The following is a 15,056-nucleotide window of genomic DNA, read 5'->3' as shown; positions in this document are numbered from 1 at the left end:
GCCGGCGGGATCGGCGCCAACGGTGGCAACGGTGGCAACGGCGTGATCGGCAAATACGGTGTCGCGGGCCAGGACTACGGCCAGGGCAATGGCGTCGGCGGCGGTCAGAACGGCGGCAGCGGCGGCAGTGGCGGCGGCGGCGGCAACGGCGGCGACGGCGGCGCGGGCGGCGGGTTCACCAACGGCTCCGCGGGTGCCCAGGGTGCCGGCGGCAAGGGCGGCAACGGCGGCAACGCCGGAACAGCCGGCGACGGCGGCGCGGGCGCCAACGGCACCCAGACCTACCGCAACGGCGGCAACGGCGGCAACGGCGGCAATGCCGGCACCGCCGGTCCCGCCGGGAGCGGCGGTGCCGGGTCGACCCCCGGCGGCGGTGGCACCCCCGGCACATCGGTCAGCGGCCTGAACGGCAACGGCGGCCAGGGCGGTAACGGCTACAACGCGTTGACCCCGGGCAAGAGCGGCGGGTCCGGCGGCAACGGCGGCAACGGCGGGATGTACGGCAGCGGCGGCAACGGCGGCAACGGCGGCAGCGGAGCTTCAGCCGTGGTGAGCGGTAGCAACGCCACCGCTGCCGGCGGCAGCGGCACCGCCGGACATAACGGCGGCGCCGGCGGCGCCGGCGGCAACGGCGGCAGCGGCGGCTCGAAAGCCGGCAACGGCGGCACCGGCGGCTACGGCGGCAACGGCGGTGACGGCACCGCGGGCGGCAACGGCGTCAGTGGCGGCAACGGCGTGACCGACGTCAACCAGTACGGCACCGGCATCGGTAGCGCCCAGAACGGCGGCAACGGCGGTGCGGGCGGCGACGGCGGCGCCGGCGGCAACGGCGGCAAGGGCGGAGCGGCACCCGCCGGTACCGTCGGCGCCGGCGGCGCAGGCGGCAACGCCGGTAACGGCGCCAACGGTGGCACCCCGGGCAACGGCGGCAACGGCGCGAACGGCACTGTCACCAACCCCAACGGCGGCAACGGCGGCAACGGCGGCACCGCGTACGTCGGCAAGGCCGGCCAAACCGGCACCGGCGGCACCGACGGTAACGGCGCCAACCCGGCGGCCGATGGCACCGCCGGCAGCAACGGAACGCCACTGGGCACAGTCGGCAACGGCGGCGCCGGCGGTAACGGCTACGACGCCTCCGGCGGCACCGTCGCAGGCGCCAACGGCGGCAACGGCGGCAACGGCGGTAGCGGCGGCACCTACGGCAATGGTGGCGCAGGCGGATCCGGCGGCAACGCGGCCGACGGCACCAACGGTGTCGACGGCACCGGCGCCGGTGCCTCCGGAACCAGCGGAACAGCCGGCGGAAAGGGCGGCGCGGGCGGCAGCGGCGGCGCCGGCGGCACCATCTCCGGTAACAGCGGCAACGGCGGCACGGGCGGCAGCGGCGGTAACGGCGGAACCGGCGGTAACGGCATCGACGGCGACCCGGCCAGCCGGCGGCAACGGCGGCAGCGGTGCCAATGGCGGCGACGGCGGCGCCGGCGGCAACGCGGGCGCGGTCACCTCGGGCAACCAGGGCTTCGGCGGGTCTGGCGGCGACGGCGGCAACGCCGGAACACCGGGCAACGGCGGCAAGGGCGGTGACGCCACCAGCGCGGCCAGCACCGGCGCCCGGGGTGGGAACGGCGGCGACGCCGGCACCGCAGGCGGCGGCGGCAGCGCCGGTACCGGCAAGGCCGGCGTCGGCGCGGGTGTCAACGGCAATCCCGGCACCTCGGTGACCACGCCGGCCGGCAACGGTGGCGACGGCGGCAACGGCTTCAGCCCCACCACGCCGGGCGCCAGTGGCACGGCAGGCGGTGACGGCGGCAACGGCGGCAACGTCGGCAACGGCGGCAAGGGCGGCAACGGCGGCAACGGGGTGGCCGGCACGGACGCCACCCCGGTCTCCGGCGCGGGAGCCAGCGGTAACGCCGGCCAGGCCGGCGGCTCAGGCGGCGTCGGCGGCAACGGCGGCAACGGTGGCTCGATCTCGGGCAACGCCGGCGTCGGCGGCAACGGCGGCACCGGAGCCCAGGGCGGTAACGGCGGCGACGGGGTCGCCGGCGGGACCGGTCAGGCCGGCGGCAGCGGCGGCCAGGGCGGCAGCGGCGGCAGCGGCGGCAATGGCGGCGCCGGCGGTAAGACGCTCGGCGGCACCGGAACGCAGGCGGCCAGCGGTTCCGGCGGCAATGCCGGCAGCGGTGGAAAGGGCGGCAACGGAGCGGCCGGCGGCGACGGTGCGGCCGGGGTGGCCGGCACCAACAGCGGCAATGCGGGCAACGCCGGGAACGGCGGTAGCGGCGGCACGGGCGGTAACGGCGGCAACGGCGGCACCGGATCGACCGTCGGCACCGCGGGTAGTGCGGGCTCCGGCGGCAACGCCGCAGCCGGCGGCACCGGGGGCACCGGCGCCAACGGCGTCAGCGCCGCCAACCCCAACGGCGGCAACGGCGGCAACGGCGGCGACCGCGGCACCGCGGGCAACGCGGGCTCCGTCGGCACCGGCTCGGGCACCCCGAGCCCCGGCTCCAACGGCACCGCACCCACCAGCGGCGGCGACGGTGGTACCGGCGGCAACGGCTGGACCTCCACGACGCCCGGCGTCAACGGCGGCAACGGTGGCGGCGGCGGCAACGCCGGCAACGTCGGCAACGGCGGCAAGGGCGGCAACGGCGGCGGCGGCGCGACCGGTACCGCAGGCACCACCGGCCCGACCGCCGGCAGCAACGGCACCAACGGTGGTGCCGGCAGCTCAGGCGGCAACGGCGGCGCCGGCGGGCTGGGCGGATCGATCTCCGGTAACGGCGGCACCGGCGGTAGCGGCGGGGCGGGCGGCGCCGGCGGCGCGGGCGGCACCGGCGCAAACGGAGACGCCAGCTTCGTCGTCAACAACGGCGCCGGAGGCTCGGGCGGCACCGGCGGCAACGGCGGGTCCGGAGGCAACGCGGGCGCCGGCGGCAATGCCCTGGGTGCCGGTAATGGCGGTGTGGCCGGCACTGCGGGCACGGGCGGTGACGGCGGCGCACCCGGCACCGGCGGCAACGGAGCCACCGGGACCGTTGGCCACCCCAACGGCGGCAACGGCGGCGACAGCGGCACCGGCGGCAAGGGCGGCGACGGCGGCAACGGCGCGGTCGGCGGCAACGGCGGCGCGACCTCCGGCAATGGCGGAGCGGGCAGCAGCGGCGGGGCCGGCGGCAGCGGCGGCAGCACCCTGGGCGGTCAGACCGGCGGGGTGGGCGGCAACGCCGGCACCGGCACCAACGGCAACGGCGGCAACGGCGGCAAGGGCCCGAGCGGCGGCAACGGCGGTGACGGCGGCACCCTGGGCACCGGCGGCGCAGCCGGCCCCGGTGGCAACCCGGGCGGCAACGGCTCGGCGGGCTCCGGGGGCGGCGGCGGCACCGCCGGCGTCGGCGGCGGAGGCGGCAACGGCGCCGGTACCGGCACTGGCGGCACTCAGGGTGGTTCCGGTAGCGCCGGGACCCCGGGCACCTAGAGACGGGCAGTCCGACCGCCCCGGTCCAGCAGCGGGCCCGGGCGGTCGTTCTGCAAGCTCAGAACTGCAGCGCGCTGAAACGCCAGTCCAGCACCTGGCGGTCCGGCTCACCCGCGACGTCGCTGACGGCGTGTACCAGCGACCGCAGCCCCAGCACACCATCTGCAGCGGATTCGACGTGCAACTCGCTGTACAGGGTGTCGCCTTCGCGTACCGGCCCGGTGTGGTCGCAGGACTCCCAGCCCAGCACGGTCACCAGGTTGGGCAGCAGCCGGTTGGCCTGCGCGAACGCCAGCCCGATGGTGTGTCCGCCGTACACCAGCCGTTGCCCACCCACCCGCGAATCATGATGTGTGGCAGCAACGTTCAACGTGAGTCGGGCCAGCTCGGCGGCGCTGCCGACCACGTCGGCGGTGCTGTGCAGCACCGCGCCTGCGATCCCGGCGTCGAAGTGCGGCCCCGGCACCCGGCGCCGGAATGCCGCGGCGTCCCAGGATTCGGTCGGCGACACCGCCGGCGGGGCGGCATCGGCCCCGACACCGGAAAGGTCGTCGGCGCGGCCGGATCCCGCAACCCAGTCCGGGCTGGCCGGCAGCATCGCGCAGCGGTAGAAGTCCAGCACCAGCTGGTCGGACTGGTCGATGGTGGTCATCCGCAGCGCCGCAAGACCCGTGGGCGGGCGGCCCGCCTTCACGGTGTTGGCGCGCAGGCCCACGACTTCGGTGCGGGTGTAGAGGGTGTCTCCGAGGACTGGGAATCGGTGGAAGGTGAGTCCGCGGTAGAACAGGTTGGCCTTGACCCGCTGGGTGGCCAGCGTGGACTGTCCGATCGCCACGTCGCACACCAGCCCCGGATGGGCCAGTGCCGCCGGCGCGCCGGTCACCGCGGTGCTCAGGTCGGCGTCCAGGGCCAGCCGCAGCCGGTCCCCCACGATCGCCTGGTGCGCGGCGGCCAGACCGCCGGTCAGGGTCACCGAGGGCGCCCAGTCGAACACCTGGCCCACTGTGAGGTCGTCGAAGTAGGGCCCGCCCGCCCGGATGCCCGTGTAGCCGTTAGTCACAAGGCCACATGCTGGCAGGCTGGCTCGAGGGGGGTCAAACGCAGCCCCGTCACCCCCCTTCCCGAGAGTGAACCGCACGACGCGACACGCCCCGGTTTTGCGTCGCGAGACTCACTCTCGGCGCCCGGCAACGCCGGTGGCGACCAATTCAAGCGCTGATCGCGTCCACCAGACCCCACTGCAGGGCCGTCTCGGCGCCGACGGTGTGACCGGAGAGCACCAGATATGCGGTGCGCCAACGCCCGATCCGGCGGGCGACGCTGACCGTGCCGCCGGCCCCGGGGATCAGGCCCAGGCTCAGCTCCGGTAATCCGAAGACCGAATCCGTTGCCGCGACCACCCATCCGCAGAATGCGGCCATTTCCAGCCCGCTGCCGAGCACCTGCCCGTGCACCTCGGCGCGGCAGGCGTGTCCGAGTCGCGTGGTGAGTTCGTCGAGCACCAGGGCTGGGCTGTGTCGGGTGCGGGCCAGATGAGCGCCCGCCGGGTCGGCGAAGCTGCCGAATTCGGCGAGATCGCCGCCGCTGCAGAACGAGGGGCCGTTGCCGCTCAACACGATTCCGGTGACCGAAGTGTCCAGTTGCGCGACCGCGAGTGCCTCCAGCAGCGCCGCCCGGGTATCGGTGCAGAACGCGTTGTGCCGTCCGGGCCGATTGAAGGTGACGCGCACTATATCCCCGTCCCGTTGGGCTACAACCGGATCGGTGGTTTCGGGCATCCGAGCCGGGCCGCGTTCGGCTAGCCAGCGCGCGAATTCCGGCCCGGCCTGCAGGGTGGAATATGCCAGCGATTCGGTGACCAACCCTGCCGTCGCCGGACCGGCCGGGTCGAGGCTGCGCAGCACGTCGTCGCAGATCGCACTGGCCTGCGGCCACCGCTCACACCGTGCGGTCAGCTCATCGAGTGCCCGCCGCACCGAGCCGACGGTGATGACCCGCCTATCCGCGCACGGTTGCTCGGTCAACGTGAAAGTTGCTGTCTGGAGCCAGAATTCATCTGCTACCGACCCGTGCGCCACGATCACACCGGGCGGCCGGCCCACGTCGACGTCCGGCGGGTTGGACAGGTCGACCACCCGGAGCATCGGTCACACCGAATACTTCTCGACCAACTCGTTCTTATACAGCTTGCCGGTGTCGGTGCGCGGCAACGCCTTCTCGAACGCGATGGACCGTGGGCACTTGAAATGCGACAGATTCTCCCGCAACCAGGCCAGCAACTCCTCGCCGAACTCCTCGGTGGCCTCGCCGGGGTCGACGGTTTGCACCACCGCCATCACCCGCTGCCCCATCTCGTCGTCCGGAACACCGAAAACCGCGGCGTCCAACACTTTTGGATGAGTGACGAGCAGGTTCTCCGTCTCCTGCGGGTAGATGTTCACCCCGCCGGAGATGATCATGTGGTGCCGGCGGTCGGTGAGATAGAGGTAGCCTTCCTCGTCGAGGTAACCGATGTCGCCGACGGTCATCCAGCCGTGCTTGTCGCGGGCGGATTGGGTTTTCGACGGGTCGTTGAGGTATTCGAAGGAATAGCCGCCTTCGAAGTAGATCTCGCCGGGATGCCCGGGCGGCAACTCGCTGCCGTCCTCGCCCACGATGTGCACCGTGCCGATCATGGATTTGCCTACCGAGCCCGGATGCGCCAGCCACTCGTCGGCGCTGATCAGCGTCGAACCGATCGCCTCCGAGGAGGCGTAGTACTCGTCGACGATCGGCCCCCACCATTCGATCATCTGCTTCTTGATCAGCACCGGGCACGGGGCCGCGGCGTGCATGACCCGCTTCAACGAGGACAGGTCGTACGAATTGCGCACGGCCTCAGGCAGTTTGAGCATCCGGACGAACATGGCCGGCACGAACTGACCGTGCGTCACGCCGTAGCGCTGGATCGCGTCCAGCGTGCCCTCGGCGTCGAACTTCGCCATCACCACCGTGGTGAGTCCGGCGGCTTGCACGGTCATCGACCACACCGACGGCGCGGTGTGGTACAGCGGCGCCGGGCTCAGATAAACGGCGGCAGGGCCCATCCAGAAATCGACCAGCGCCGACATCATGCCCGGCGCGTCTTCCGGTGGGACGTGCGGCAATTCGCGTTTGATACCTTTGGGCCGGCCGGTGGTTCCCGACGAATACTGCAGCAGGTCGCCTTCGATCTCGTCCTCGATCGGGGTATCCGGTTGCCCGGCAACGCATTCCGGGTAACGCTGCCAGCCCGCAAGCGAGCCGTCGGCGATCAGCAGCACTTCCGGCAGGCCGTGGGGCAGGTGCTCACCCAGGCCGGCGCAGACCTCCCGCAGCGCCGCCGATCCGACGATGGCCTTGGCGTTGCTGTTGTCGACGATGTAGGCCGCCTCGGCTGCGGTCAGGTGGGTGTTGATCGGCACGTAGTACAGCCCGCTGCGCCGGGCCGCCCACATGACCACGTGCATGTGCGCGTTGTTCTCCATCAGGATCGCGACGGCGTCGCCCTCGGCCAGCCCGGCTCGGCGAAAGTAGTGCGCCAATTGGTTGGCACGCGCCTCGAGTTCACCGAACGTCACCACCGTGCCCGACGGATGCAGGATCACCGCGGGCTTGTCGGGGTGCGCCTGGGCGTGCGAGCGAATCTGCATGGCTGAACTTTACGACGCGCGGATTCGCGGGCCGCTAGCCGAACTAACTTAGGGCAAGCACCGGCGCGATCCGGCGAACCGGCTCTGCAGACTCCTCGGCACGGACGAACGGCGCGCGCAGCGTCGGCAGGATGTGGTGCCGGTTCACCACCAGCGCGACCACCGCCACCGCGGCATAGACGCCGCTGAGCACCAGCCGGCCCTCGGTCGAGGTGATCGGGAACTGCACGACGAACAACGCCAACAGCGTCCACGCGGTGTAGCGGTGGAACCGCAGCGCCAGGATCAGCGCGACGCCCATCATGGTCTGGGTCGCGGTCAGCAGCATCTCCTCGACCTGGCGGCCGTCCAGGACCAGGCTGCTCCCGCCCCCGCCGGCCAGGTGGGCGATCGGCAGCGAGCCCATCAGCAGCGTCCACTGGTTCACCTTCGACGAGATCAGCGTCGCGATGGCCGCGGTGCCCTTGCCGCGGGCGGCGAAGATGATGGCGATCACGAACTCCGGCGCCTCTGAGGCCAGCGGCGCCAGCCACTGGACCAGCAGGAACCGGTCGATCCCGAGCTGGTCACCCGCGGCGATCATGCTCTCGGCGAATGGTTGCGCGCAGGCCAGGATGACCGCGGCGGCGAAGGCGAACATCGTGCAGACCACGGTCAGGCGGACCCGCCGCGGCAGGGTGCCCAGTGCCGCGGCGGTGCCGATCAGCTCCGGCTCTTCGACCTCACCGCGGGTCAGCTTGTAGAGGTAGAACCCGAACCAGCCCAGCAGCGCGACGCCGAGCACGATGTGGATGTGGCCGGTGGCCGGGACGACGAACGCGACCACCCCGGCGATCAGCAGGAACCCGAGTTCGACGCGGTTGCCGCGTTCGAGGGTCACGCCGTCGGCTTTGCGCACGATCCGGCGCGCCACCCAGAGGCCGACCAGGACGACGACCGGCCAGCCCAACCCCATCAGCAGCCGGTTTGATCCCGTCATGTTGGCGGCCGCGTATTGGGTGTAGTCGGCGTTGTGCCCGGCGGTGTACGCGTAGTAGAGGTCGACGGCGTATTCCGGCAGCACCGCGATCAGGGCGAGCACCGCGATGGCCAGCCCGCCGGATACGTCGATCTGCGCGGCCTCGGCCGCCCAGGCGAGCAGGAAGCTGGCGGCGACGACGGCCGCCCCGTAGCTGATCAGGGCGACCACCGGTGTCGGGTGCAGTCCACCGAAGCGCGCCACCAGCGCTGGGCTGATGAACAGCATGGTGATGAGCAGTGAGCGGATCAGGGTGTGGGCGGCCGACCGGGGTCGGCGGCGGTTGGCGAGTAGGGCCATGTCCGGTGGATCCTCCCGTTTGGCGATCCTTGGTCCGTCGGCGCGCGGCGAGACCTCGGACCGACGTGCTGTCGGCCGAAGGTCTCGCTCGCCGGAAAACCTCTCCGGTGGATGACCGGGCGATCTAGATCGCCAGTATGTCGACCATCCGCAGTCGCCGGCTGTGCGCGGCGATCTGGAACTACTCCCCTTCGCTAGCTATGACGGTAACCCGATTCTCAGCCGATGGCAACTTAGCGCGGCTACCGGTTACTTAAACAGGGTTACCTTAGATCCGCAGTTCAAAGGCGTGGATCGGTGAGTTCGCCCAGCCGAACATTATTATCCGGCAAACCGTCTGAAGCGGTCCGTGCCGCCCTCACCACCCGGCCGAGCCAGATGAAAAGAGCCCCCATTCGGCAATGGGGGCTCTTTTACGTCTGCTCGCGTTACTGGGCGAGTCGCTCCTTCAAAGCGTCGAACTCGTCCTTGACGCCGGTCGGCAGCTTCTCGCCGACGAACTCCAGCCACTCCTCGATCTGCGGCAGCTCCTCGCGCCACTCGTCGGCGTTGACCTCCAGCGCCGCGGCCACATCGGCAGCGTCCACGTCGAGGCCCTCGAGGTCCATGTCCTCGGCGGAGGGCACGGTGCCGATGGGGGTGGTCCGGCCGCCGGCCTGGTGCTCGATGCGGTCCACGATCCACTTCAGCACCCGGCTGTTCTCGCCGAAGCCCGGCCACAGGAAACGGCCGTCGTCACCGCGGCGGAACCAGTTCACGAAGAAGATCTTCGGCAGCTTGGACTCGTCGGCCTGCTTACCCAGGTTGATCCAGTGGCCCAGGTAGTCGCCGACGTTGTAGCCCAGGAACGGCAGCATCGCCATCGGGTCGCGACGCACGTTGCCGACCTTGCCCTCGGCGGCGGCGGTCTGCTCGCTGCCCAGGGTGGCGCCGATGAACACGCCGTGCTGCCAGTCGCGGGCCTCGGTGACCAGCGGGACCGTCGTCTTGCGGCGACCGCCGAACAGGATGCCCGAGATCGGCACGCCCTGCGGGTCGTCCCACTCCGGGGCCAGGATCGGGCACTGCGACATCGGGGTGCAGTAGCGGGAGTTCGGGTGCGCGGCCTTCTCGCCGTTGTCCGGCGTCCAGTCGCGGCCCTTCCAGTCGATCAGGTGCTGGGGGTCGCCTTCCAGGCCCTCCCACCACACGTCGCCGTCGTCGGTCAGCGCCACGTTGGTGAAGACGGTGTTGCCGCCCTCGATGGTCTTCATGGCGTTGGGGTTGGACTTCCAGTTGGTGCCCGGCGCGACGCCGAAGAAGCCGAACTCCGGGTTGACGGCGTAGAGCCGGCCGTCCTTGCCGAATCGCATCCAGGCGATGTCGTCACCCAGGGTCTCGGCGCGCCAGCCCGGGATGGTGGGCTGCAGCATCGCCAGGTTGGTCTTGCCGCACGCCGACGGGAACGCCGCGGCGAAGTAGTACGCCTTGTTCTCCGGCGAGATCAGCTTGAGGATCAGCATGTGCTCGGCCAGCCAGCCCTCGTCGTGGGCCATCGCCGAGGCGATCCGCAGCGAGTAGCACTTCTTGCCCAGCAGCGCGTTGCCGCCGTAGCCCGATCCGTAGCTCCAGATCTCGCGGGTCTCGGGGAAGTGGGTGATGTACTTGGTGTCGTTGCACGGCCACGGCACGTCCTGCTGGCCCTCTTCCAGCGGAGCACCCACCGAGTGCAGCGCCTTGACGAAGAAGCCGTCGTCCCCGATCTTGTCCAGCGCGGCCTTGCCCATCCGGGTCATGGTGCGCATGGACACCACGACGTACTCCGAGTCGGTGATCTCCACGCCGAGCTTGGGGTCCTCGGCGCCCAGCGGGCCCATGCAGAACGGCACCACGTACATGGTGCGACCGCGCATACAACCGCGGTACAGGTCCGTCATCAGCGACCGCATCTCGGCCGGGTCGTACCAGTTGTTGGTGGGGCCGGCGTCGACTTCGCGCTCGGAGCAGATGAACGTGCGCGACTCCACGCGGGCCACGTCGGAGGGGTCCGACAGCGCCAGGAAGGAGTTCTTGTGCTTGTCGGGGTTCAGGCGCTGGAACGTACCGGCCTCGACCAGCTGCTCGGACAGCCGCGCGAACTCTTCGTCGGAACCGTCGGTGAACACCACCCGATCGGGTTGGGTGAGCTCGGCAACCTCCTCTACCCAGGACAGCAACCCCTTGTGTTTGGTGGGTGCGGTATCCAAGCCGGGGATGGTTGCTGAGGTCATTCGAACTCTCCTGAATTCTGCTGCTGCGTAATCGGCGGTTGTCGGTTTGTTAGGGTCCCGTGGGCACGAACGCATGTGGCTACTCACAGCGATGGCGCTTTGTTACAGGTTATCGCGCATCACTTGTGGGGGAAGTCCTGGGCAGGTATAAGACTGCTCACAAGACCGATTCAGAAGATCAGAATCCGCCACCACCTGCGGTTGGACGCGGGGCGGCGGTCGAATCGGCGGAGGCGCCGGGTGCTGCTTCAGGAGCTAAGGGGTGGCCGGGGTCGCCGAGTTCGGCGCGCACCGCATCCAGGGCGGCCTGGATCGTCGGCATCTCCCGATCGCGCGCGGCGGCGGCACGCGCCGCGGCCAGGGCGTGCTCGCGCAGTTCACCGTCGATCAGGCTCACCTTGTCGGTCACCCGCGCGTTCTCCACCTCGTCGTAGGCGGTCACCTCGGTGCTCAGCAGCGACTCGGCGAGCACCACCCGGCTGGCCACCGTCTGCTCCAGCACCGACCGCAACGCCGACGTCGCCTCCCCCACCCAGCGGTCGAGCGCGGCCCGGTCACCCAGCAGGGTGCGGATGTGCACCACCCACGCCGCCATGGCCAAACCCAGCGCCAAGCACACCGCGATCCCGGCGGCCGTCAGGCCCGGGTGCAGCCGCGGTGCCAGACCGGCCACCACCCGGCTCAGCGTCAGCGCGACACCCAGCCCGAACGCCACCCCGAACACCATCAGCAGCCGGGTCTCCAGCCGGCGGGATTTCAGCTGGGCCGGCGGCACCGGGACGGTCGGGCGCTCGGCGGCGGGCAGCTCCAGCGGCACGCCGACGTGGCGCGCGACCTCGACGAGGTCGGTGTCGACGCCGGCGGCCACCTCGTCGGCGACCTCACCCAGCCGCGCCCGCACCTGCTCCTCGAACCCGGCCATCGCGCGCCGCGGCAGGCCCGCGATGTCCTCCTGCAGCTCGGTGCGCACCGAGGAGCACCGGTTTCGCGCGAAGTACGACAACTGGACCCGGGCCTGCTGGATCTGGCCGCGCAACGTGATCGTGCGCTCGGACCTGGACTGGCGGCGCTGCCGCAACGCGGCGCTGCGCTCCTCGCGCAGCGCGTCGACCCGGGCCCGGCGCCCGGCGCCGTCGGCGTCGCGGTCGAACCGCTGCGCCGCCTTCTGCAGCCGCGATTCCCAGGCCCGTAGCCGATTGCGCCGGGCGGTGTCGGAATCGGCCAGCTGCCCCTGCACTGCGGCGATCAAGTCGTCGACCTGCGGGTCACCCACTTCCGGCGCGGCGGCCACTCCGACCCACGGCACCTGGGCGTAGCGCGGCGCATGCCCGGCCAGCTTGGCCTGGTTGGCGGCCAGCACGTCGCGCCAGGCGTAGTGCACGTCGATTTTGGTGACCACGGCCACCACCACGTCGGTGTTCTCGGCGGCGGCGTCCAGTAGGGCGCAGTCGGAATCGGTCAGCGGGGCGGCCGCCGAGACCACGAACACCACCGCCTTGGGCGCTGCACCGGATTCCAGCTCGGCCGACTCGACGAAGGTGTGCTGCGGCAGCCCTTGGCGCAGCGCGGTGGCCACCGCGGTCACCCCGGCCAGCCAGGGGCCGGTGACCAGCACCACGTCCCGGCGGTTGACCACCGGCGCCGTCAGGTTCGGCCCGATGGAACCCACCAGGGCGTCGACCCGGCCGACCGGGTCGTCGCGCGTCACACCGACTCCCGACGTGGCAGCGCGCCGGTTCGCGACCACAGTCGCAGCGATCCCCGGGTGATGTCGCGCGCACAGGCGCGATGCAGATCACTGCGCGGTGCGCGGCGCTGCCAGTGCACGGCGCGTGCCAGCGGAGCGTCCGGACCGGGGTCCAGGCCGCTGGCGTCGACGACGTCGAGGGCGGTCGTCATCCGGGCGGTCACCGTGTCGTCGCGGGACAGGAACGCACCCACCGCGTCGTCGCGCACCGCGAGCGCCTCCAATTCGTCGACCGCGCGCAGCATCCGCCGGTAGCGCACCTCGGCGCCGGACGTCGCCAGTTGCCGCAGCACCGCGTCGACGCCGCTGGCCCGCCACCACAACGCCCGGACCTGCGCCGGGCCGGCGCCGCGACGCAGCGCCGCCACCGTCAAAGCGATTCCGAAAAGGTCGAGCTTCTGCAGCAACCGGGCCCGCGTCGACGACGCCACCGCGAGCGGCGCGGCCAGAAAACCGTCGAAGGAGCCGTCCAGCCCGGCGAACGCGCCGGGGTCGGCGGCCAGCTCCCGCAGACCCGCCCAGCACTGCGCGTCGAGGTCGTCCAGCGCCGCGGCGGCGAGCAACCCGCTCATCGCCACCACCGGCGCACCGAGCAACTCGGCGAATCTGTCGCACCACGCGCCGGGGGACCCACCGCCGGCCAGGCTTGCGTCGGCCTTGTTCAGCACCGCCAGCGACGGACGCGGCGCCCGGGTGTCCTCGGGTTTGACGACTTCGGCCAGGACGTGGACGGTCAGGTCGGCGGCCGTGCTTTGCACCCGGATGCCCGAACCCGCGCGGTCCAGGACCCGGGCGACGGTGCTGCCGCCCACGCCTCGACGGCCGCGGACGGCCACCGCCAGCGGCGCGGCGACTCGATCGGCGATGGCCGTTATCCGCTGGTCAGCGGCGTGTCGGGCGAACAAAGTCAGCTCGTCGACGAAAATCTGGTGCCCCCTGCTCCTCGTCCTGTTCACGCTTCCTGGCCCGTGCCAGCCCCCACCGAATGGTGGCATTGTCGCCGACGGCGCGCGAGCCAGGTGTCCCCCGTTACCAGCCGAAGGCAACTGTTAGGTATCAATCCGGACCAGAGGCGGCTACATCCGCGGTTCATGGGCCACCATGGACGAATGCATGCGCAACCCGGGGTGGGGTTACGGCCCGACACGCCCTGGGGTTATCTGCCGCCCACCAGTTTCCGGTCTCGGCGTTCGGCGTTGTCCGACACCCAGCGGGAGACCTGGGACCGGCTGTTTCCGCAGCTCGGACGGCAGGCCGACGACGGTGCGCCGCTGGATACGCGTGCCTGGTTCGGCCGGGACGCCCCCCTGGTCGTGGAGATCGGCTGCGGCAGCGGCACCTCGACGCTGGCGATGGCACAGGCCGAACCGGACATCGACGTGATCGCTGTGGAGATCTACCGGCGCGGCCTCGCGCAACTGTTGTGCGCGATCGACAACGCCGGCGTCACCAACATCCGCCTGATCCGCGGGAACGGCGTGGACGTGCTCAAGGATCTGATCGCGCCCGCCTCGCTGACCGGGGTCCGGGTGTTCTTCCCCGACCCGTGGCCCAAAGCGCGCCACCACAAGCGCCGGTTGCTGCAGACCGGCACGGTTTCCCTGATCGCGGATCGGCTACTCCCAGCAGGTGTGCTGCACGCGGCCACCGATCACCCTGGCTACGCCGAGCACATTGCCGCGGTCGGTGACGCCGAGCACCGGCTGGTGCGCGTCGACCCCGGCGCCGAAGCGTTGCCGATCTCGGTGACCCGTCCCACCACCAAGTACGAGACGAAAGCTCAAGAAGCGGGCAGCAGCGTCTGCGAGTTCGTATGGAAGAGGCGCGAAGACAGATGAGCCTGACCGAAACCGATGAAACCCCACCGTCGGAAGCCCTGGCCCGCCCGATGCTGGCGGCCGGTGACATGGTGCAGGAAGGATTGGCCGGCCTGGCGGCCCCGGCCCAGCAGGCGGTGAAGCGCGTCCTGTTGGTGTGGGACGCGCCCAATCTCGACATGGGGCTGGGCTCCATCCTGGGGCGCCGTCCGACGGGCGTGGAACGGCCCCGCTTCGATGCGCTGGGCCGGTGGCTGCTGGCCCGCACCGCCGAGATCGCCAATCGGATGGTCGATGAGCCGGACGTCCGGATCGAGCCGGAGGCAACCGTCTTCACCAATATCGCCCCCGGCAGCGCCGAGGTGGTGCGCCCGTGGGTGGACGCGCTGCGCAACGTCGGTTTCGCGGTCTTCGCCAAGCCGAAGATCGACGAGGACAGCGACGTCGACCGCGACATGCTCGAGCACATCGAGCTGCGGTATCGGGAGGGTCTGGCGGCGCTGATGGTGGCTTCCGCCGACGGCCAGGCGTTCCGGCTGCCGCTGGAGGAGGTGGCGCGCGGCGGAACCCCTGTTCAAGTGCTTGGATTTCGTGAACACGCTAGTTGGGCGCTAGCGTCGGATAGCTTGGAGTTCGTCGACCTGGAGGACATCGCAGGTGTTTTCCGGGAGCCACTGCCGCGGATCGGCCTGGATTCGCTACCCGAGCAGGGAGCATGGTTGCAGCCGTTCCGGCCGCTGTCCTCGCTGTTGACCTCGCGGGTATAGGGA

The 15,056-nt window shown here is 71.2% G+C and carries 10 protein-coding genes; 3 read left to right on the top strand and 7 right to left on the bottom strand.

Annotation, left to right across the window (positions count from 1 at the left end; all coding sequences use genetic code 11):
* Positions 1-1,276 precede the first annotated feature (1,276 nt).
* Entirely contained in the window at positions 1,277-3,484 is a 2,208-nt protein-coding gene (locus L6444_RS30375) for a PE family protein (RefSeq protein WP_459551899.1), read from the top strand.
* 58 nt (positions 3,485-3,542) lie between these two features.
* On the opposite strand, the gene L6444_RS02285 is transcribed toward L6444_RS30375, so the two are convergent.
* The 7 genes from L6444_RS02285 to L6444_RS02255 all read right to left on the bottom strand — a co-directional run bounded on the left by L6444_RS02285 (position 3,543) and on the right by L6444_RS02255 (position 13,425).
* Complete coding sequence (locus L6444_RS02285) at positions 3,543-4,544, bottom strand: MaoC family dehydratase (protein ID WP_236980148.1); 1,002 nt, start codon at positions 4,542-4,544, stop codon at positions 3,543-3,545.
* A gap of 148 nt (positions 4,545-4,692) precedes the next feature.
* Positions 4,693-5,628 (bottom strand): enoyl-CoA hydratase/isomerase family protein, encoded by a 936-nt coding sequence (locus tag L6444_RS02280; protein WP_236980146.1) that lies wholly within the window; start codon positions 5,626-5,628, stop codon positions 4,693-4,695.
* A gap of 3 nt (positions 5,629-5,631) precedes the next feature.
* Positions 5,632-7,155 (bottom strand): fatty-acid--CoA ligase FadD4, encoded by a 1,524-nt coding sequence (fadD4, locus tag L6444_RS02275; RefSeq protein WP_236980144.1) that lies wholly within the window; start codon positions 7,153-7,155, stop codon positions 5,632-5,634.
* 43 nt (positions 7,156-7,198) lie between these two features.
* Positions 7,199-8,473 (bottom strand): sodium:proton exchanger, encoded by a 1,275-nt coding sequence (locus tag L6444_RS02270; protein ID WP_236980142.1) that lies wholly within the window; start codon positions 8,471-8,473, stop codon positions 7,199-7,201.
* Between the two features lie 428 nt (positions 8,474-8,901).
* Entirely contained in the window at positions 8,902-10,722 is a 1,821-nt protein-coding gene (locus tag L6444_RS02265; RefSeq protein ID WP_236980141.1) for a phosphoenolpyruvate carboxykinase (GTP), read from the bottom strand.
* Between the two features lie 178 nt (positions 10,723-10,900).
* Positions 10,901-12,430 carry a hypothetical protein gene (locus L6444_RS02260; protein ID WP_236980139.1) on the bottom strand — a complete coding sequence of 510 codons (1,530 nt, stop codon included), beginning with the start codon at positions 12,428-12,430 and terminating at the stop codon, positions 10,901-10,903.
* A complete protein-coding gene (locus L6444_RS02255) occupies positions 12,427-13,425 on the bottom strand; it encodes a hypothetical protein (protein WP_236980137.1) in 999 nt (332 codons plus the stop codon). Before L6444_RS02255 ends, L6444_RS02260 begins: the two co-directional genes overlap by 4 nt.
* A 135-nt stretch (positions 13,426-13,560) precedes the next feature.
* Between L6444_RS02255 and trmB the strand changes: the two genes are divergently transcribed.
* Positions 13,561-14,307, top strand: coding sequence for a tRNA (guanosine(46)-N7)-methyltransferase TrmB (gene trmB / locus L6444_RS02250; protein WP_236980135.1), 747 nt, complete (start codon positions 13,561-13,563; stop codon positions 14,305-14,307).
* Positions 14,304-15,053 carry an NYN domain-containing protein gene (locus L6444_RS02245; protein ID WP_236980133.1) on the top strand — a complete coding sequence of 250 codons (750 nt, stop codon included), beginning with the start codon at positions 14,304-14,306 and terminating at the stop codon, positions 15,051-15,053. The genes trmB and L6444_RS02245 overlap by 4 nt, the downstream gene beginning before the upstream one ends.
* Positions 15,054-15,056: the final 3 nt, after the last annotated feature.

Origin of the sequence: Mycobacterium kiyosense, assembly GCA_021654635.1 — a bacterium.
GTDB classification, from domain to species: domain Bacteria; phylum Actinomycetota; class Actinomycetes; order Mycobacteriales; family Mycobacteriaceae; genus Mycobacterium; species Mycobacterium kiyosense.
This window is presented reverse-complemented; position numbering and strand designations above follow the sequence as displayed.

Bases quoted from the DNA above. Each gene is read 5' to 3' on its own strand.
- fadD4 (WP_236980144.1), bottom strand. From the start codon at position 7,155: ATGCAGATTCGCTCGCACGCCCAGGCGCACCCCGACAAGCCCGCGGTG.
- L6444_RS02245 (WP_236980133.1), top strand. From the start codon at position 14,304: ATGAGCCTGACCGAAACCGATGAAACCCCACCGTCGGAAGCCCTGGCC.
- trmB (WP_236980135.1), top strand. From the start codon at position 13,561: ATGGGCCACCATGGACGAATGCATGCGCAACCCGGGGTGGGGTTACGG.
- L6444_RS02280 (WP_236980146.1), bottom strand. From the start codon at position 5,628: ATGCTCCGGGTGGTCGACCTGTCCAACCCGCCGGACGTCGACGTGGGC.
- L6444_RS02265 (WP_236980141.1), bottom strand. From the start codon at position 10,722: ATGACCTCAGCAACCATCCCCGGCTTGGATACCGCACCCACCAAACAC.
- L6444_RS02270 (WP_236980142.1), bottom strand. From the start codon at position 8,473: ATGGCCCTACTCGCCAACCGCCGCCGACCCCGGTCGGCCGCCCACACC.